Source organism: Rothia mucilaginosa (assembly GCF_001061665.1).
In the GTDB taxonomy this organism is placed as follows: Bacteria; Actinomycetota; Actinomycetes; order Actinomycetales; family Micrococcaceae; genus Rothia; species Rothia mucilaginosa_A.
This window is the reverse complement of the sequence record NZ_JVSP01000007.1, coordinates 1-18275: the sequence shown is the minus strand read 5'-3', so window position 1 is coordinate 18275 and position 18275 is coordinate 1. Positions and strand designations below refer to the sequence as shown.

General features: G+C 65.5%; 12 protein-coding genes and 1 pseudogene. 9 read left to right on the top strand and 4 right to left on the bottom strand.

The features are described from left to right. Positions 1–252 precede the first annotated feature (252 nt). Together ADJ95_RS04900 and ADJ95_RS04895 are read right to left on the bottom strand one after the other, a co-directional pair. On the bottom strand, positions 253–1467 hold the full coding sequence (locus ADJ95_RS04900; RefSeq protein WP_239662792.1) for a DUF6318 family protein: 1215 nt from the start codon (positions 1465–1467) through the stop codon (positions 253–255). A gap of 191 nt (positions 1468–1658) precedes the next feature. Next, positions 1659–2531 carry a DUF6318 family protein gene (locus ADJ95_RS04895; RefSeq protein WP_049333162.1) on the bottom strand — a complete coding sequence of 291 codons (873 nt, stop codon included), beginning with the start codon at positions 2529–2531 and terminating at the stop codon, positions 1659–1661. A gap of 390 nt (positions 2532–2921) precedes the next feature. On the opposite strand from ADJ95_RS04895, the gene ADJ95_RS04890 reads away from it, so the two are divergent. Further along, complete coding sequence (locus tag ADJ95_RS04890; protein WP_049333160.1) at positions 2922–4736, top strand: GTPase; 1815 nt, start codon at positions 2922–2924, stop codon at positions 4734–4736. Positions 4737–4812: 76 nt separating this feature from the next. Continuing rightward, positions 4813–6705 carry a GTPase gene (locus ADJ95_RS04885; protein ID WP_049333158.1) on the top strand — a complete coding sequence of 631 codons (1893 nt, stop codon included), beginning with the start codon at positions 4813–4815 and terminating at the stop codon, positions 6703–6705. A 186-nt stretch (positions 6706–6891) separates the two neighbouring features. Here ADJ95_RS04885 and ADJ95_RS04880 read toward each other — a convergent pair whose 3' ends face one another. Continuing rightward, entirely contained in the window at positions 6892–7701 is an 810-nt protein-coding gene (locus tag ADJ95_RS04880; RefSeq protein WP_049333357.1) for an IclR family transcriptional regulator, read from the bottom strand. Between the two features lie 515 nt (positions 7702–8216). On the opposite strand from ADJ95_RS04880, the gene leuC reads away from it, so the two are divergent. Together leuC and leuD are read left to right on the top strand one after the other, a co-directional pair. Then, entirely contained in the window at positions 8217–9659 is a 1443-nt protein-coding gene (leuC, locus tag ADJ95_RS04875; protein WP_049333156.1) for a 3-isopropylmalate dehydratase large subunit, read from the top strand. Between the two features lie 31 nt (positions 9660–9690). Then, the gene (gene leuD, locus ADJ95_RS04870; RefSeq protein ID WP_049333154.1) at positions 9691–10284 is read left to right on the top strand and encodes a 3-isopropylmalate dehydratase small subunit; all 594 of its coding nucleotides are present in this window, start codon (positions 9691–9693) and stop codon (positions 10282–10284) included. Between the two features lie 113 nt (positions 10285–10397). On the opposite strand, the gene ADJ95_RS04865 is transcribed toward leuD, so the two are convergent. Beyond that, the gene (locus tag ADJ95_RS04865; RefSeq protein ID WP_239662791.1) at positions 10398–11900 is read right to left on the bottom strand and encodes a transcriptional initiation protein Tat; all 1503 of its coding nucleotides are present in this window, start codon (positions 11898–11900) and stop codon (positions 10398–10400) included. 536 nt (positions 11901–12436) lie between these two features. On the opposite strand from ADJ95_RS04865, the gene murA reads away from it, so the two are divergent. The 5 genes and pseudogenes from murA to ADJ95_RS04840 all read left to right on the top strand — a co-directional run. After that, on the top strand, positions 12437–13870 hold the full coding sequence (gene murA / locus ADJ95_RS04860; protein ID WP_049333152.1) for a UDP-N-acetylglucosamine 1-carboxyvinyltransferase: 1434 nt from the start codon (positions 12437–12439) through the stop codon (positions 13868–13870). After that, positions 13870–14727, top strand: coding sequence for a lysophospholipid acyltransferase family protein (locus tag ADJ95_RS04855; protein ID WP_049333150.1), 858 nt, complete (start codon positions 13870–13872; stop codon positions 14725–14727). The genes murA and ADJ95_RS04855 overlap by 1 nt, the downstream gene beginning before the upstream one ends. Before the next feature lie 109 nt (positions 14728–14836). Beyond that, positions 14837–15955 carry an NAD(P)H-dependent glycerol-3-phosphate dehydrogenase gene (locus ADJ95_RS04850; RefSeq protein ID WP_049333149.1) on the top strand — a complete coding sequence of 373 codons (1119 nt, stop codon included), beginning with the start codon at positions 14837–14839 and terminating at the stop codon, positions 15953–15955. A 267-nt stretch (positions 15956–16222) separates the two neighbouring features. Continuing rightward, complete coding sequence (locus tag ADJ95_RS04845; RefSeq protein ID WP_049333147.1) at positions 16223–17341, top strand: D-alanine--D-alanine ligase family protein; 1119 nt, start codon at positions 16223–16225, stop codon at positions 17339–17341. Positions 17342–17783: 442 nt separating this feature from the next. Then, a pseudogene (locus ADJ95_RS04840) lies at positions 17784–18275 on the top strand (hypothetical protein); the annotation flags it as partial.

Here is an 18275-nt window from a genome sequence, read left to right as displayed (position 1 = left end):
AGAGGAGTGAAGGAGTGAGAGGAAAGCCCGTCGCCGACGGCGCGAGATGCCGGATGGCCGTACCGAATCGTCGTCGAACGAGACAGTCCTAAGTATAACGCGCACGCGCACCCGCGGCCGGGCACATCACCGACGCGCAGGGGGTGATATGCCGCCCATCGTAGGCTCGGGTCCGTCCACACTCCGACCCGTGTAACGTCGGTGGGGTGGCCGGGACTTGCGGACCGCTCGCTCGTTCGTCCTCTCGGCGGGCTATCGGGCCGCCGGAGCCTCGGCCGCAGCGGGGTTGGCAGCGGCGGCATCGCCCGCGGGATGATCCGCGGCACCACCGGCGGTCGGAGCCGCGGGGTTCTGCTGAGTCGGGTTTTGCTGGGCCGGATTCTGCTGGGCGGGGGCCTCAGCGCTCTGCTGGCCGGCCGGAGCCGCGGGGGTCGCAACATTCTGCGCGGGGGCGTTCTGTGCACCACCGTTCTGGGCGCCGGTGTTAGCCGCGCCGTTCTGAGCGCCACCCTGGCCGGCGGGGGCCGGCGCGTTCTGGGCACCACCGTTCTGGGCCGTGCCGTTCTGCGCGCCGGTATTCGCACCGCTTCGCGCGGAACCACCCGCGTTAGCGTTGGCGCCAGAACCGGCGTTGGAACCCGAACCGGTGTGAGCCGCCGCGGTGCTGTCATCGGTCACCGTCGGCGTGTAGGTCGAGGAGGGCTGCGGGCGCGAGGTATGCATCGGCTTAGGCGTCATCGACGGATCGTATTGCTGCGCCGAAATCACCGTCCAGCGCTTCGCCTCTTCGTCGTACTCGGCGTAGAGGGCCGTGATGTCCTGCGCCTCGGTGTTCTCGAGAGGCTTGGTCGTATTGGTGGCCTTTTCCACCACCAGACCGTGCTCCTGCGTCACCGAGCAGGCCCACGAGTACTTCGTGCCGCGCGTAACCGGCTGCTTCTCGGTCAGACGGTAGGTCCAGCCGCCGTCCACAAGCCAGTTCGTGCCCGGTGCGTAGAAGGCGCGTAGCTTCTCGAGCGAGGCGCGCTGCGGGGCGTTGTCGGGATGCACAACCTGCAGGGCCGGACCCGTGTCACCCGTGGTGCGCGCATAGTTCACGGCCGCCGCGAAGTACGCGAAGGTCGCGCGCAGGCCGCGAGCGTTCTTGTCGTACATGGTCTCATCCTCGATGGGAATCGGCACCGAGCTCGCCTTGGCATCCACCGAAGCCGGGCCCGCGGTCGGCTCAATCGTGTACACCTCGCCGGTGGTCGGGTCGGTGCTACTGATCGCGGAGGCGCCGTGGCCCGGAACGAACTTGGTCCACTTCAGCTCGCCGGAGAGGTTATCGTACGCGCCGGCAATCGTGGCGGAGGCAGTGGCGGAGGCAGTGGCCGTCGAAGTGCTCTTCGACCCGCAGGCGGCAAGCATCGCGCCCAGGGCTGCGGTGCCCGTGACGGCGAAGAAGCGGCGGCGGCTGTGAATCATGATGATCCCCTCGAACATGATGTGAAACGGAAGTATCGGTGGTGTGTTGCGAGGCCCGCACGCGATGCCCCCCGTCGATGCTGAAGGAAGCACAGGCGCGAAGCCCGTATAGCCCTAAGCCTATAGAGTTCGCGCCCGGCACACAAATAAACCCCCACGTCCGTGCCCTATGTCACCTGCAACGGGAGGATTTACTTGGAGCCCTGAAGATATCGGGTGGCCTTCGCTGTGGCCTTCGCTGAGGGGGTCGCGTTAGGGGTTGGCTGAGCACTCGAACCGGTCGAGGGAGTGGCGATCGCGCTGGGGGAAGCCTGCGGATCCTCCAGCATCTGCCAACCCTCCTCGCCAAAGTACACGTAGACATCAGCCTGAGATTTGTGACCGTACACCTTGGTGAGAAGCTCGCGCTGAAGCGTCTCGTGATTGAAGAGGAACGCCGACTCATCCACCTTGAGCGTGGCCTTCCAACAGTACACGTCTGCCGTCGAAACGGGAACCGGCTGGGCGCTGTCCAGGTTGATGCACAGGGGAGCGTTGCTCTTCGACACGAGCCAACCGATGTTATAGCGGTAAATATCGCGGTACATGTTGGTCATGTGGTTGAACCGTTCCTGGCCGGGCAGATCCATGAAGGGTTCGGTGTTGCCGGTGAGGAACATGTAGTTCTGCGCGGCGCTCCAGTACTGCAGGAACGAGTGCAGACCCTCGACGCTACGCTCACCCAGCTCCTTGGGCTTGAGGGGACGGGGAACGTTGACGGCGCGGTGGCTGAGCGTTCCGGAGGAGAAGACACCCTCACGTTCAAAATAGCGGTCGGGGAGAATCACGGGGCCGCGACCGTCCAACGCCGAAGCCGGCAGCGGCTCGGCGCGACGAATACTGCGAGAAACGACGGCCGAGGTCGGGCTGGTCGAAGCGGTGGGCTCGGGTGCTGAGTCGTCCGACGCCTTACCGGTGGACTCCTTAATATCGGAAGAGGATGCGCCGCAGGCAGTTGCGAGTACGCTAAACGCCGCCCCGGAGGAGAGCGCCAGAAGGCGGCGGCGAGAGAGCGATTCGGGCATGCAGACCTTTCGCGGTGAGTGTGTAGTATGGCAGGTGGAGCCCCCTCGGTTCGGCGGGCCGGTGAGAACCTTGCGGTGAACCGTAGGGGAACCGGGTGTGCACCGGGCGGTTATAAACCGGTGCGCACCGTATGCGCGGGAAGGCGAACGCGGGAGTGAACCGCGACCCGACCCGAAAAGTAAATGGGTCGTGTCAGATGATTTTAGGGACTTTTTTGGGGCCCTCACGCGAGTATATGCCTCTCAGCGTAAAAAGTTATCAAATCTTTATTTTTCTCCTTTCAGTAGGGCGGGAGCGAACGAACCAATGTGTTCGGAACAACCCCTATAAAATTGCCCCCGCTGACCTCCATAACGGTGTGACGGCGTGAGCTGTGGGACAATAACGCTGTGACTACCACCGATTATGCGCAGCTTCAGGCAGTGCGCGAACTCCTCACTCGCATCCCCCTCTCACTGGACGTCGACCCCGAAGAAACCGGCCTTCCTCGGGAGGGGCACGGCGGCGCTCGCGAGGCCGCCTCCGCAACGATAGACACAGCCTCCGCCCGGGCCCTAATCGCCTCCATGGCCCGGCAGCTTGACGACTACATCCTGCCCCGCAGCGCCAGCATGGACAGCCCGCTTACCATCGTGGTTGGCGGATCCACCGGCGCCGGCAAATCCACCCTGGTCAACACCCTGTTGGGCGAACCCCTCACCCAATCCGGCGCGATTCGACCCACCACCCGCCACCCCGTGCTGCTCTACCGCGCCGAAGACGAGGCCGCCCTGGCCCCCGACCGTTTTCTGCCGACCCTGCCCCGCACCCGCGTGCAGAAGGGGGAGGGCCTGCCCGGCGCCGACCCGCTGGTTCCGCAGGCGCTCGTGCCCGTACCCACGGCGGCCCTGCCGTGCGGCATCGCGCTCATCGACGCGCCCGATATCGACTCGGTCTCCGAAGAGAACCGTACCCTGGCCAAGGAACTGCTTTCCGCCGCCGATCTGTGGCTCTTCGTCACCACCGCCAACCGCTACGCCGACGCCGTGCCCTGGGAACTGCTCCACGCGGCGGCCGCGCGCTCCATCGCAATCGCCGTGGTGCTCAACCGCGTTCCCGAAGGGGACGAAGAAGCCATCGAGACAGACCTGCGCCGCATGCTCCGCGAGGCCGGAATCGAGGCCGTGCTGATCCACACCGTGACCGAGCAGCCGCGCGACGATCGAGGGCTTATCAACCCCATCAGCCTGGCCCCGCTCACCCTGTGGATTCGCGAGCTCGGGGCCGACGCGCCCGCCCGCGCCGCCATCGCCCGCACGACGCTTGCAGGAACCGTCGAGACGCTCGCCCGGAACCTGCGCACCCTTGCCCTCGACCAGGAGGGGCAGCAGGCCTCCCACCGCGCCCTGGCCCAGGTCGCCGCCGAAGAGTACGAAAAAGCCCTGGCCGGTATCGACGCGGCGCTCTCGGACGGCTCGCTGCTGCGCGGCGAGGTGCTCTCTCGCTGGCACGACTTCGTGGGCACCGGCGACTTCTTCCGCTCCCTCGACAGCACCATCGGCCGTCTGCGCGACCGCGTGGGCTCGGCGCTGCGGGGCCAACCCGCCGCCGCGCAGAAGGTCGAGGACGCTCTCGAAAGCGGCATCTACGCCGTGGTCGTGGATGCGGCCTCCCGAGCCTCCGAAGGCACCCGCGCCCGCTGGCGTTCGACCCGTGCCGGCCGCTCCCTGCTGCACCGGCTGGACGCGGCCCCCGCCCCGACCGCCGGCGCCACGCCCGAGGAAGAGTTCTCGGCCGCCGTGGCCGCGGAAATCCGCCTCTGGCAGGCCTCGGTGCTCGACATGATTCGCGAGGAGGGCGCCGGCAAGCGCCAGCGCGCCCGATTCCTTTCGCTGAGCGTCAACGCCGTGGCCGTGCTCATGATGGTCGCCGCGTTCAGCCTCACGGGAGGTCTCACCGGCGTGGAGGTCGGCATCGCCGGCGGTAGCGGCGTGGTTGGCGCCAAGCTCCTCGAATCCATCTTCGGCGAGGACGCCGTGCGCCGCATGGCCACCCGGGCCCGCACCGACCTGCTCGAACGCATGGGTGCCCTGCTGCGCGAGCACGGACGCCCCTTCACCGAATTGTTGGCGGAAACCGAACCCGAAGTGCCCGCCGAAACGGTCTGGGACGCGGCCCGCGGCGTGCAATCGCTTGCCGAGGCCATGACCGCTGAGAGCGCCTAGCCACAGGAACCACCTCTTCCCGGCAGCGGGTCTTAGCCCCCAGCCAACACCCACCAGACCTTCCAGAAAGCCCACTATGACCACCCACAACCCCCGAGGTGACCGCCCGAACCCGCCGGCGGAACCCCAGGCTCCCCGGGCCGTCTCAACCTTTGCCCGGGCCGTCGCGAGCCTCAACGACGCGCTGGAATACGGCCGCGACCGCCTCCCCGAATCCGTGGTGCTCGAAGCCTCCGAGGCCCTCGAACGCCTGAGCCGCCGCCGCGAGCTCTCCACCGAACACACCATCATCGGCTTCTTCGGCGCGACCGGCAGCGGCAAATCCACGCTCTTCAACGCCGTGGCGGGGTACCCCATCGCCCGCTCGGCGCCCACGCGCCCCACGACCTCCGCGGTGCAGGCCGCCGTCTGGGGCGCCGAGGACAGCGACGAACTGCTGGACTGGCTGGGCATCGAGAACCGCGTTTACCCCCAGAGCACGGAATTTATCCGGGACGTCGAGGGGCAGACGCAGAACGCCGCGAGCGCGCAGCCCGCACCCAACGCGGTGACCGAACCGGCCCCGGGCCTCTTCAACCGCATCCGGCGCATGGTGGGCCGCGGCGAAACCCGCACCCGCACCGGCGGCCTAATTCTGCTGGACATGCCCGACTTCGATTCCGTCACCACCGCCAACCGCGAGCTTGCCGCCCGCATGATGCGCTACGTGGATGTGCTCGTCTGGGTTGTCGACCCCCAGAAGTACGCCGATGCGGTGATTCACAGCGAGTTCATGGTGCCGCTGGCCGCCTCCGGCGCGCAGACCCTCTGCGTTCTCAACCAGGCCGATAAGCTTGAGCCCTCCGAGGTGCCCGCCGTGCTGGCCTCCCTGACGCACCTGATGCAGGCCGAAGGTACCGACCGGCACCTGCTGGCTCCGCCCCTGGCCGTCTCGGCCCGAACCGGTGAGGGAATGGACGCGCTCCGCGATCTGCTGGCTCAGGTGGCCGCCGCGAAGAGTGCCTCGCTGCAGAGCACGGACGCCCAGCTGCACGCCATCGCCAACGATTTGCGCGCCTACGCCGGGGGAGAGGGGACGGTCCTGGCCGGAACCTACGCGCTGAACGCCGAGCGGGAGCTGACGCAGGCCTGCTACGATGCGAGCCCCGCCGCCCAGGTTTTGGAGGCGGCCACCGAGTCGTACCGCCGTGCGGCCCGCACCCGCACCGGCTGGATCGCCACGCGCTGGGTGGGACGCCTGAAGGCCGACCCCCTGCGCCGCCTTCACCTCGGAACCGGTTCCGAAGGAAAGAACGGCACAAAGAGCGACGCGAAGGGCGGGCGCGAGAAGGGTGCCGGGGCCTCGAACCCCGGGATGCTGGGCGGGTACGCCCAGGATTCCGCGCCCGAGCTCGTGGCCCCCTCGCTGCCCCCGCTGAGCGCCGCGCAGAAGGCAAACATGGCCAACGCGGTGCGCCGCTACGGCTCGCGCATGGGACAGAACGTGAGTGAACCCTGGAAGCGCTCCCTCGGTGAGGTATCCCTCTCGCGGGAGTCCGAGCTGCCGACCCTGATTGAGCGTGACATCGCGCGCATCGACTACACGCGCGGCCGCCAGCGTGCCCCGTGGGCGGTCTTCAACGTGTTGCAGTGGCTGGCCCTGCTTAGCGCCCTGGTGGGCGTGGCCTGGCTGACCCTCATCGCGGGGCTGGGCTATCTGCAGATTCAGCTACCGCCGCCTCCCGCCCCCGAGGGGTTCCCGGTGCCCCTGCCGACCCTGCTCGTCATCCTGGGCGTGCTGCTGGGCATTGCCGCCGCCGGACTGGGGCGGCTACTGACGGCCTTGGGTGCCCGACGCTACGCTCGCCGCCTGCGCGTCCGCCTGAACGCTGGGGTCGAGGAGGCGGTCCGCTCCTGCGTCATCGAGCCCGTGCGGGCGGAGGCTCAGCGCCTGCAGGCCTACCGTTCGGCGCTCGAGATCCGGCCCTAGCGGGATAGTCGGGACCTCTCAGGCCGGCGCCCATGCCAGGGGGTGCTGACTCGGAGCCCAGCGCTGGCACCCACCAGCCCAGCCCCGGCGCGCACCAGCCCGAATACAAATAGTCCCTCCCCACCGGAAAAGGTGGGGAGGGACTATTAGTCTGCACGACGCTGTTTCTGCGAGGTGCCGCTGAAACTAGCCGACCTCGTTGGGGTCGGCGGGGGTCTCCGCCTCGCTGTCAACGTGTTCGTGCGAGGCCGAAAGCTCGCGCAGGCCCTCGGTGATGGCGTGCGCGGCTTTGAAGACCAGCTCGGGGTAGTTGCGGTTGGGCTGACGGGTCATGCGGTCGATCGGGCCCGAGATGGACACGGCCGCAATCACCTTGCCGCCGGGTGCGCGCACGGGGGCCGAAACCGAGGCGGTGCCGCGTTCGCGCTCGCCCACGGACTGTGCCCAGCCGATGCGGCGCACGGCCGCGAGCATGGCGGCGCTGAAGTGGGCGTCGCGCAGGCCCTCGACGATGCGGTTCTGGTCTTCCCACGCCAGCAGCACCTGTGCGGCGGAGCCGGCCTGCATGGACAGCTGGGTACCCAGGGGGATGGACTCGTGCATGCCGGAGGGGCGGGGAGCGGTCGCGACGCATACGCGCCAATCGCCCTGACGGCGGTACAGCTGGGTGGACTCGTCGGCGTCGATGCTGAGCTGCTGCAGAATCGGGTTGGCCACGGTGGTGAGCTCGTCAGAGATCGTGGCGGAGGCCAGCTCGGTCAGGCGCGGGCCGAGCATGAAGCGGCCCTGCACGTCGCGGGCCACGAGGCGGTGGTGGGCCAGGGCCACGGCGAGGCGGTGCGCGGTGGGGCGTGCCAGGCCGGTGGCCTTGACGAGATCGCCCAGGGAGACGGGGCCGGCCTCGAGGCAGTCGAGGATGAGCGTGGCCTTGTCGAGCACACCCACGCCGGAGGAACTGTGGGAGTGTACCTCTACCACATGCTCATCGGCGTTCATGTGCTCGGGCGGCTTGACGGGGTCGATGATCGGTGCGTTGTGTTGTGTGGATGCGTTGACGTGACGCATTCCGTGTGCGCTGAAACGTGATGCGGAAGGAGTCATTCCTTCATTCTATCTCAGAATATGAAAGATACCCCGGACTTCATGGACTCTTTGGGATGCAGAGCTGAAGATGGAATCACCCCCTACGGGATAAATTATGAACTTTTCATAATAAGTGTTTGCGTGGGTTTATGGGTGAAAATATGCGAAAAGACGCAGAAAAATGCGAATAATCCCGCAAAATTACCCTGGAGTCATAGAGTAAACCCACATAAAAACACTCGCTAGTTCGGGGTGTTTCTAGGCCGTCTCACAGGCTAAGAATCCGTGAAAAAATATGCGACACGCCGTAGGGAAATACCGATTTGAGGGTCCCATCGGGTACATAATCCGCCCCTCAACTCCGCAAACTTGCGGTACGCACCACACCGAACGCATCCACCGTAGGAACGCATCAAGCAGGAGAAAGCATGACTAGCGAACAGAACGCAACCACCGCGGGCACCCGTCCGCGCACCCTGGCAGAAAAAGTCTGGGACGCCCACGTTGTCGTCCCCGGCGAAAACGGCAAGCCCGACCTGCTCTACATCGACCTGCAGCTACTGCACGAAGTGACCTCGCCCCAGGCCTTCGAGGGCCTGCGCATCGAGAACCGCCCCCTGCGCCGTCTCGACCTGACCATCGCCACCGAGGATCACAACACCCCCACCGACAACATCTTCGGCACCATCGCCGACCTGACCAGCCGCACCCAGATTGAGACCCTGCGCCGCAACGCCAAGGAATTCGGCGTGCGCATCCACTCCCTGGGCGACAAGGAACAGGGCATTGTGCACGTGGTCGGCCCGCAGCTCGGCCTGACCATGCCCGGCATGACCATCGTCTGCGGTGACTCCCACACCTCCACCCACGGCGCGTTCGGTGCGCTGGCCTTCGGTATCGGCACCTCCGAGGTGGAGCACGTCATGGCCACCCAGACCCTGCCCCTGGCACGCTTCAAGACCATGGCCATCAACGTTGAGGGCACCCTCAAGCCCGGCGTGACCGCTAAGGACATCATCCTCGCCGTCATCGCGCAGATTGGCACCGGCGGCGGCCAGGGCTACGTGCTCGAGTACCGCGGTTCCGCCATCCGCTCCCTCTCCATGGAGGGCCGCATGACCATGTGCAACATGTCCATCGAGGCGGGTGCACGCGCCGGTATGGTCGCCCCCGACGAGACCACCTTCGAGTACATCAAGGGCCGCCCGCACGCCCCCAAGGGTGAAGAGTGGGACAAGGCCGTGGAGTACTGGAAGACCCTGCCCACCGACGAGGGCGCCGTCTTCGACAAGGAAATCTTCATCAACGCCGACGAGCTCGAGCCCTTTGTTACCTGGGGCACCAACCCCGGCCAGGGCGTGCCGCTGAGCCAGTCCGTGCCGTCCCCCGACGACTTTGAGGACGAGAACGACAAGGTTGCCGCAACCCGCGCCCTCGAGTATATGGGTCTGGAGGCGGGTACTCCCATGAAGGAAATCCCCGTGGACGTCGTCTTCCTGGGCTCCTGCACTAACTCCCGCATCGAGGACCTGCGCGCCGCGGCCGACATCGTGCGCGGCCGCACCATCGCCGAGAACGTGCGCATGATGGTCGTGCCCGGCTCCCAGAAGGTGCGCGCACAGGCCGAAGAAGAGGGCCTGGACAAGGTCTTCAAGGACTTCGGCGCCGATTGGCGATTCGCCGGCTGCTCCATGTGCCTGGGCATGAACCCCGACCAGCTGGCACCCGGCGAGCGCTGCGCCTCCACCTCGAACCGTAACTTTGAAGGACGCCAGGGCAAGGGCGGCCGCACCCACCTGGTCTCCCCGGTGGTCGCCGCCGCAACCGCCGTGCGCGGTACCCTGTCCGCACCGTCCGACGTTCTGGCGTAATACGCCACCGACGCTATAAAGGAGAGCCATTATGGAACCCATTATTAAGCACACCGGTATCGGCGTACCGCTGCGTTCTTCGAATGTTGATACCGACCAGATTATCCCCGCGGTCTACCTCAAGCGCGTGACCAAGACCGGCTTCGACGACGCGCTCTTCGCCAACTGGCGCAAGGACCCCGAGTTCATCCTGAACCAGGAGCCCTACAAGCACGGTAGCGTTCTGGTGGCCGGCCCCGACTTCGGCACCGGTTCCTCGCGTGAGCACGCCGTGTGGGCGCTGCGCGACTACGGTTTCAAGGTCGTTATCTCCGCTCGCTTTGCCGATATTTTCCGCGGTAACTCGGGCAAGCAGGGCCTGGTGACCGCCCAGGTCGCCCAGGATGACATCGAGCTGATTTGGAAGGCCCTGGAGCACGAGCCCGGCACCGAAATCACGGTCGACCTGGAGTCGAAGACTGTGACCGTGGGTGCGCTGGTCGTTCCCTTCGAGATTGACGACTACGTGCGCTGGCGCCTCATGGAGGGCCTGGACGACATCGGCCTGACCCTGCAGAACATTGACGCCATCGAGGCGTACGAGGCGAAGCGCCCCTCCTGGATGCCGCGCACTCAGGAGCTCTAAACGCCTGCACCTCGCTGCCGCGAGAGTACCGAATTGCTAAAAGCTCGGGGCGGTCACCGAAAAGGTGACCGCCCCGAGCTTTTGTCATGCGCGTGGAATACCGCGGAATAGCGTTAGGCGGCCTCTCCCGTGATGGGGGAAGCGAGGGATGCGTTCTCCGAGCAGTTGTACAGCTGCACCGAGCCGGGGGAGCGCACGCCCACCTGCGAGTTCGCGTTCTTTGCGGTGGACAGGCTGAAGTCGCTCACCAGCTCGTGGTTGATGTAGCTGCCGCCCGCACCGCCGCCGCTGCTCATCGCGGTGACGGAGGTGATGCTGCCTCCCTCGTTGAACTGCACCTGGCGGCCGAAGACGTCGTCAAAGTAGGTGGCGGCCGTCCAGATGTTCAGGGCCGCGCCGCCGCCGCCGTATCCAGCGCCGCCACCCGAGGCGATGCTGGTCAGGCTGAACCTATCCTGATCGTGGGCGATGAGGGCACCCGAGCCGCCTCGACCCTTGTACCCGGAGGTAGCCTCGGAGCCTCCGGTGCCCTTGACGCCGGTGACCACGGAGTCGCCGTCGTAGCTGTAGTAGGGCGGGAACTCGACGTTCTCAAACCAGGGGGTCTTCATGTCCTTGAGGGTCAGCTGGCGATCGGCGCCGAGTACGCCGATGAGTGCCTCTCCGGTCGTGCCGGGTACGCCCGCGCGGCCCGGGGTGCCTCCGGTGACGCTGATGCGCAGGTCCATGTCTTCGTCCCAGGTGGTGACGGGGTGGAGAATCTGGTAGGGTCTCGCCATGAGCATGCCGCCCTGGCCGTCGTCATCCTGGCTCGCGTCGGCCCCGGCGTTGCCGCCGCCGATAGCGGTGCCGGCACCATCTGCGGCAATGCGCATGGCCGGGTTGAGCTGGTCATCGGGGGCTTCCGAAAAGACCGCGAAGTGGCTTGCGAGGGTCGCGAACTGCGCGCCGCCTCCGCCAGCGCCGGCCACGGCTACCACGGTGACGGTGCCGTTGCGGACCAGCTCGATAGCGGAGGAGCCGCCGCCGGAGGCTCCGTAGACGATGCCGGAGGTGCTTTCGGGGGTCTGCGCCTGGCCGATTTGCGTGCTGGAGCCGGTGGAGTCGCCGCCCGCCGCGTAACCGCCGCCGCCGAGTGCGGGGCGGGTGCCGGATGCGGCACCGACGCCGCCGTTGCCGGCCCAGACGCGCAGGATATCGCCCTCCGAGACCTTCAGGATGCCGCTGAGCTGGGCACCCGCGCCTCCGCCGATGAGGTAGGAGTTAGTCTCTTCGGCAAGGTACGAGGGGGTAAAGGAGGAGGTGGCTCCGCCTGCGCCGCCAATCAGATCGAAACGCACGCGGCCGGTGCCCTGCGGAACGATCCATTCGCTGTAGGCCCCCTTCACGTCGTCGTAGCCGGTGGCAGCGGGCTTGAGGGAGAGGGCGGGGATGCAGGCCTCGACGCTAGCTGCCCACGCCGGGATGGCGGAGCTTGCGAGAATGACGGGGGTGCTCCAGGCAGCTCCCCGAACGAGGTTGCGGCGCGACATCTTCGGCGATGCTACGGCTCGGGTGCCGGTGGTTCGGGAATCGGTGTGATGTGCGGTGTTTTGTGATGCGTGATTGTATTTCATGGGGTTCTTTCGGTGTAGCGCGCAGGTGCAGCTGCGCACGTTATTGTAGGGGTGAAACGCGAGTAAGGTTCAAGTTCCGGGTTATGTTCAGGGTTTTCGACGATATATTTAGCCCCAATCCCGTATTTATTTGCAATGTAATGAATTTTCAGGTATGTTGACTTATTTTTCCAAGCGTTTTCTCAAGTATTTTTCGGGGCGAGGTCTTGACCGCACCCAGGTACCTCAGAAACGTCAAGCGTCGAATCCGCGAGGTGGTATCCGTGCCGCCAAGCACCACAATCTGTCTGGCGGGGCGGGGGAGCGAGGCAGGCGTAGCGCCGCGTATCAGAGGTGCACTCTCCGCATAGTGGGCCCACTACGGGGGAACGTCCTTCCTTGTTTGGAGCACCTTTACACTGGGGCTTAGAATAATGATGAATATATGCGCCCGTTTCACCTTCGCGCTCGAAGGCACGGCACGTACACAACGCTGGCGCAGTTACACACGGTTTTCCGGTTCGGGTCGCACCGACCGACGCTCCAAAGGATTTTTAATGACTGAGAACATCAGCAAGCTTCGCATCGAAGGTGGCACCCCGCTCGTCGGTGAGGTTCACGTACGCGGCGCCAAGAACCTGGTGCCCAAGGCGATGGTCGCAGCACTACACGGTTCGACCCCCTCGACCCTGCGCAACGTCCCCGACCTGAGCGACGTGGAGATCGTTACCACCCTGGTCGAACTGCACGGTGCGAAGGTTGACTACGATCCCGAGTCCGGTGTTCTCACCCTCAACCCCGCCCAGGACGCGACCACCGCGGCCAAGAACGCGGAGGAGATTCAGCTCTTCGGCGGTAACTCGCGTATTCCGATTCTGATGGTGGGCCCGCTGCTACATACCCTGGGCACCGCGCGCATCCCCAACCTGGGCGGCTGCAAGATTGGTGACCGCCCCATCGACTACCACATGGCCGCGCTGCGTAAGTTCGGCGCCGTCGTCGAGAAGGACGACGAGACCGGCACCACCCTGATCGTGCCCGAAGAGGGCCTGAAGGGCGCCGAGATCGTGCTGAACTACCCCTCCGTGGGCGCTACCGAGCAGGTTCTGCTCACCGGCGTGCGCGCCAAGGGCAAGACCGTTCTGCGCAACGCCGCGATTGAGCCCGAGATTATTGACCTCATCGCCGTACTGCAGAAGATGGGCGCAATCATCTTCATCAACGAGGACCGCACCATCGTCATCGAGGGCGTGGACGAGCTAACCGGCTACGACCACACCTCCCTGCCCGACCGCAACGAGTCCGCTTCCTGGGCTTCCGCGGCCCTGGCCACCGGCGGTGACATCTTCGTGCGCGGCGCGGCTCAGAAGGACATGACCGCGTTCCTGAACCAGTTCCGCAAGATGGGCGGCCTGTACGAGGTGACCAACGAGGGTATCCGCTTCACCCACCCCGCCCGCCGCACCCCCGGCGCAGAGCTCAAGCCCATCGTCTTTGAAACCAACGTGCACCCCGGCTTCATGACCGACTGGCAGCAGCCGCTCGTCGTGGCGCTGACCCAGGCCAAGGGCGCCTCCATCGTGCACGAGACCGTGTACGAGGAGCGCTTCGGCTTTACCAACGCCCTCAAGCAGATGGGCGCCGACATTGTGGTGATGCGCGATTGCGTGGGCGGTGCACCCTGCCGCTTCGAGGGTAAGGGCTACGGCCACTCCGCCATCATCTCCGGCCCCACCCCGCTGACCGGTGCCGACATCGAGGTTCCCGACCTGCGCGGCGGCTTCTCCCACATCATCGCGGCGCTGACCGCCAAGGGTACCTCCCACGTGAGCGGTGTTGAGCTGATTGCCCGCGGCTACGAGAACTTTGAGCAGAAGCTCAAGAACCTGGGCGCAAACTTTGAGGTGCTCAAGCGCAAGGCTTCCAAGGCCCCCAAGCCGGACGCCGCTATCGTCGTGGTGGAGCCCGAGGAAGTTGAGGTTCAGGGCTAATGAGCGGGCAGCAGGGAAAGAAGGCACTGCCGGAAATTGAACCCACCGCCTACGGCGATGCGCTCTACAAGGTACTCGGTAATGCAGCGCGCGGGGTGTATAAGCTCATCGCGCGCGTCGAAATTACCGGCCGCGAGAACCTGCCGAAGAATGGTGGGTACATCATCGTTGCCAACCACACGACCGAGCTCGACCCGGTCACCGTGGCTTTCCCCGCGTTCGTTGAGGGCGCCCTGCCGCGCTTCTTGGCGAAGGATTCGCTCTTCCGTGCTCCCGTGCTCGGCTACATTATGCGCAAGCTCGCGCACATCCCCGTGGTGCGCGGCTCGGTGGATGCCCGCAAGTCACTGATTACCGCTCGCAAGGTCGTGGAGGCCGGCGGCGCCGTCGTGATTTTCCCCGAGGGTACCACCACCCATGACCCGCAGCTGTGGCCCATGCAGGCGCGTACCGGCGCGGCTCGTCTGGCTCTTGCGACCGGCGCGCCCGTCTTCCCGGTGGCGCACTGGGGCGACGAACAGATTCTCGGTTATGTGGATGAGGCTGGCGAGGACGGTCGCGTGAAGGAAAAGCGCAAAGTTTCGCTCTTCCCCCGCAAGACCGTGCGAGTAAAGGTCGGACCGGCCCTCGACATCGCCTCCCTCGTGGCCGACCCCAGCCCGGAGGCAAAGCACACCCGCACCGAGTTGGGCGTGGTCACCGACGCGATGCTGGACGCCATCACCGCCGAACTTGAGGAAATCCGCGGAGAGAAGGCCCCCGAGGGACGCTGGAACCCGCGCACCAAGCGCCGCGAAGCCCCCGGCACCCCCTCGGGTCCGGTCGGCGGCGCCCTCGGCGAACCGGACGCGAAGTAGACCTTCGCCCCGGCCGCCCGCGCGATCCCGGCTCGCACCCTCCCCCTACCAGCCACACCAATGCCCCGCACCCCGCATCCGTGGGGAAGCGCGAGAGAGACAGGTTCCCATGAGCTTCTTTGGACGAACCCCGGCACCGAGCCCCGAGTTCACCCTCTCACCCACCGTGGAATCCATTGCGATTCTCGGCGCGGGTAGCTGGGGCACGGCCTTCGCCAAGATCGCGGCGGACGCCGCTCGCGAGCGCGGCGACGACACCCGCGTGACCCTCATCGGTCGCGACGAGCAGGCCATGGCCGAGTGCGAACGCACCCGCGAGAACTCCCGCTACTTCCCGGGCATTAAGCTCCCCGACAACCTGCACTTCACCGCGGACGCGCCCTCGGCGCTGACCGGGGCGGACCTGGTGGTCCTGGCTCTGCCGGCACAGGTTTTGCGCTCGCAGTTGCAGAACTACGCCCGCTTCATCGAACCGGATGCGTTGCTGGTCTCCCTGGCCAAGGGCCTGGAAACCGGCACGGGTCTGCGCATGTCGCAGGTCATTACCGAGGAGCTGGAGGAGGCCCTCGCGATGCGCGGCGCGGATGTGCGCGCGATCGGCCACATTCCGCACCGCGTGTGCGTGCTCTCGGGCCCGAACCTGGCGAAGGAAATCATGGGGGAGGAGCCTACCGCCTCCGTGGTTGCGGCCCGCACCCTGCCCGTGGCCGAGGCCGTGGCCCGGGCCATTGCCTGCGGCTACTTCCGCCCCTACACCAACACGGACGTGGTCGGCACCGAAATCGGCGGCCTGGTCAAGAACGTGATTGCCCTCTGCGTGGGTATCTGCGAGGGCCGCAACTACGGCGATAATTCGAAGGCCTCCATCATGACGCGCGGCCTGGCGGAGATTACCCGCCTGGCGGTGGCGCTGGGTGGCGAGGCCTCGACCATGAGCGGACTGGCCGGCATGGGCGACCTGATCGCCACCTGCTCCTCACCACTGTCCCGTAACCACACGGCCGGCCGCCTGCTGGCCGAGGGGGTTGCCCCCGACCGTCTGCACGAGCACATGAGTCAGACGGCCGAGTCGATTAAGTCGGCTCCCGTGGTGGCCGAGCTGGCTCGCCGCCACGGCGTGGAAATGCCTATCGTGGAGGCCGTGGTGGCGGTGCTTTCGGGCCGCATCAGCATTGAGGACCTCGCCCCGAAGCTGCTGGGCCGCCGCCTCAAGCATGAGGGCCACTAGGGGCCGACCGGGGCGGGGGTCGCGTTGCGATCCGGGCCCCGAGGCTGCCGGTCTACCCGGCTCCTTGCGCGCGGGCCCTCCGCGCGGACATACTAGAAAAAGATTTGCATCCAACGACGGATACCGTTGCGAACCCCGAATGTACGATGGTCGGGTGAGTCGCGGCGGTATTCGCGCGTTTGACGCTCAAACCCGTGGCGTTCCAACCGACGCTCACCGTTCTGCCCTTCCGCCCGCGGTAAGGGGAACACCGACTAGGAGAAACACATGACCGAGAAGAAGACCGTCGCCCTGCTGTGCGGTGGCCGCTCCTCCGAGCACCCCATTTCGCTCATCACCGCCGCCGGCGTGCTGGGCGCTATTGACCGTACCGCCTACGACGTCATCACTATCGGTATTACCCGTGACGGCTGCTGGTACCTGACCGACGAGCAGCAGCTTGCCGAGCTGACCGCCGGCACTCGCGGTACCGCGGAGTTCCCCGAGGGTACCCAGCAGGTGTTCCTGCCGATGGGCGCCGGCGATTCCCGCCTGACCCTGGTGGATGCTGAGGGTAACGTTACCCGCACCGCGCCGGTGGACGTTGTGTTCCCGCTGCTGCACGGCCCCTTCGGTGAGGACGGCACCGTGCAGGGTCTGCTGGAAATGGCTGACCTGCACTACGTGGGTTGCGGTGTGACCGCCTCGGCCGTGGGCATGGATAAGCACTTCATGAAGGTTGCTTTCGAGTCCGCTGGCCTGGAGGTCGGCCCCTACGAGGTTGTCACCAACCGCCAGTGGGAGCACGAGGACCGCGAGCAGATTCTGGAGCGCGTGCTGAAGCTGGGCTTCCCCATGTTCGTGAAGCCGACCCGCGCCGGTTCTTCCTTCGGCATCACCAAGGTGGATTCGGTAGAGGAGCTCGTGCCCGCGATTGAAGAGGCTCGCCGCCACGACCCGAAGATCATCATTGAGGCGGGTATTGTGGGCCGCGAGATTGAATGCGCCGTGCTCGACGGCCACCACGGCGAGATGCCCCGCGCATCCTACCCCGGCGAGATCGAGGTTGTGGACCAGGACCACGGCTTCTACGATTTCGAGGCGAAGTACGTCTCTGAGTCTTCCGCTGTGACCGTGTGCCCGGCAAACCTGCCGCAGGATGTGCAGGATCGTCTGCGTGAGCTGGCTGTGAAGGCGTTCCTGGCGCTGGACGGTGAGGGTCTGTCTCGTGCGGACTTCTTCTACACCGAGGATGGCCGCCTGGTCATCAACGAGGTGAACACCATGCCCGGCTTCACCCCGATTTCGATGTACAAGACCATGTGGGAGAACACCGGCATTTCCTACACCGACCTGATTAGCGAGCTGCTGACCCTGGCGATGGAACGACCCTTGGGTCTGCGCTAGTTTCTGCATTAGCCGGGGCGCCGTACTCTGTCTTCCGTACGGTGCCCCGGCGTGTGTGCACTCTCTCGGCGTCGTCGCGCCCCACCGGCCGAGCCGCAGGGGGGGGGATTCTCAAGAATATATGAGAGACATTCTAATTTCTCTGGTGTGAAAAATCACTTGACGGTTATACTTTTAGGATGCCTTTGCGATTTATCGAGTAAAAGTGCATACCGATTAGGGGTAATGCAAATTTTCTCACAAGTGAATGTAGCGCCCGCAAAGGGTAATAAACCCGAATAGGCGGTCGTAAAAATTCATGACAAGCCCGAAGACATACCCAAAAGCGATAAGATAGACGGGAAAGAATCCGCTAATTCGGTAGAATAACTGATGGTATTCCGTCGCTCGCTGATGGGATACCTATTCACTCACGAAATATCAGAAAGTCAAGGACAACCTTTTGGGAAAACGAAACCGTAAGGTGGTCTCTGCGAGTCTGGCGACAGCACTGGTTGCTTCCGGAAGCCCCTTTGTAGCCTCGTTTGCGCAGGATATACAGGATGCCGCCCAGGTACCGGTGCACCCCGAAAACGCTGCAGACCAAACCCTAGACCCCGCCGTTGACGAACATTCGCAGACGGCAGTTCCTACCCTAGCTACGGTGAGTGCATGGCCTACCACCGAAGCTACTTCCTCCGCGACGGCCGATGCTGAGGCATCCCCTCGCGTTACTTCTGATGCCCAGCCGACCCCGTCCGAGAGTGCTGAGCCGACCAAGGAGGCCGCTCCGGCACCTTCTGAGAGTGCGGACCCCACCCCTGAGCCGTCGAAGACTGCCGAGCCCACCCTCGAGCCTTCGAAGAGTGCCGAGCCGACCCCGGAACCGTCGAAGACTGCTGAGCCCACCCTCGAGCCTTCGAAGAGTGCCGAGCCGACCCCGGAACCGTCGAAG

Bases quoted from the DNA above. Each gene is read 5' to 3' on its own strand.
- ADJ95_RS04900 (WP_239662792.1), bottom strand. From the start codon at position 1,467: ATGATTCACAGCCGCCGCCGCTTCTTCGCCGTCACGGGCACCGCAGCC.
- ADJ95_RS04895 (WP_049333162.1), bottom strand. From the start codon at position 2,531: ATGCCCGAATCGCTCTCTCGCCGCCGCCTTCTGGCGCTCTCCTCCGGG.
- ADJ95_RS04885 (WP_049333158.1), top strand. From the start codon at position 4,813: ATGACCACCCACAACCCCCGAGGTGACCGCCCGAACCCGCCGGCGGAA.
- ADJ95_RS04880 (WP_049333357.1), bottom strand. From the start codon at position 7,701: ATGAACGCCGATGAGCATGTGGTAGAGGTACACTCCCACAGTTCCTCC.
- leuC (WP_049333156.1), top strand. From the start codon at position 8,217: ATGACTAGCGAACAGAACGCAACCACCGCGGGCACCCGTCCGCGCACC.
- leuD (WP_049333154.1), top strand. From the start codon at position 9,691: ATGGAACCCATTATTAAGCACACCGGTATCGGCGTACCGCTGCGTTCT.
- ADJ95_RS04865 (WP_239662791.1), bottom strand. From the start codon at position 11,900: ATGAAATACAATCACGCATCACAAAACACCGCACATCACACCGATTCC.
- murA (WP_049333152.1), top strand. From the start codon at position 12,437: ATGACTGAGAACATCAGCAAGCTTCGCATCGAAGGTGGCACCCCGCTC.
- ADJ95_RS04855 (WP_049333150.1), top strand. From the start codon at position 13,870: ATGAGCGGGCAGCAGGGAAAGAAGGCACTGCCGGAAATTGAACCCACC.
- ADJ95_RS04850 (WP_049333149.1), top strand. From the start codon at position 14,837: ATGAGCTTCTTTGGACGAACCCCGGCACCGAGCCCCGAGTTCACCCTC.
- ADJ95_RS04845 (WP_049333147.1), top strand. From the start codon at position 16,223: ATGACCGAGAAGAAGACCGTCGCCCTGCTGTGCGGTGGCCGCTCCTCC.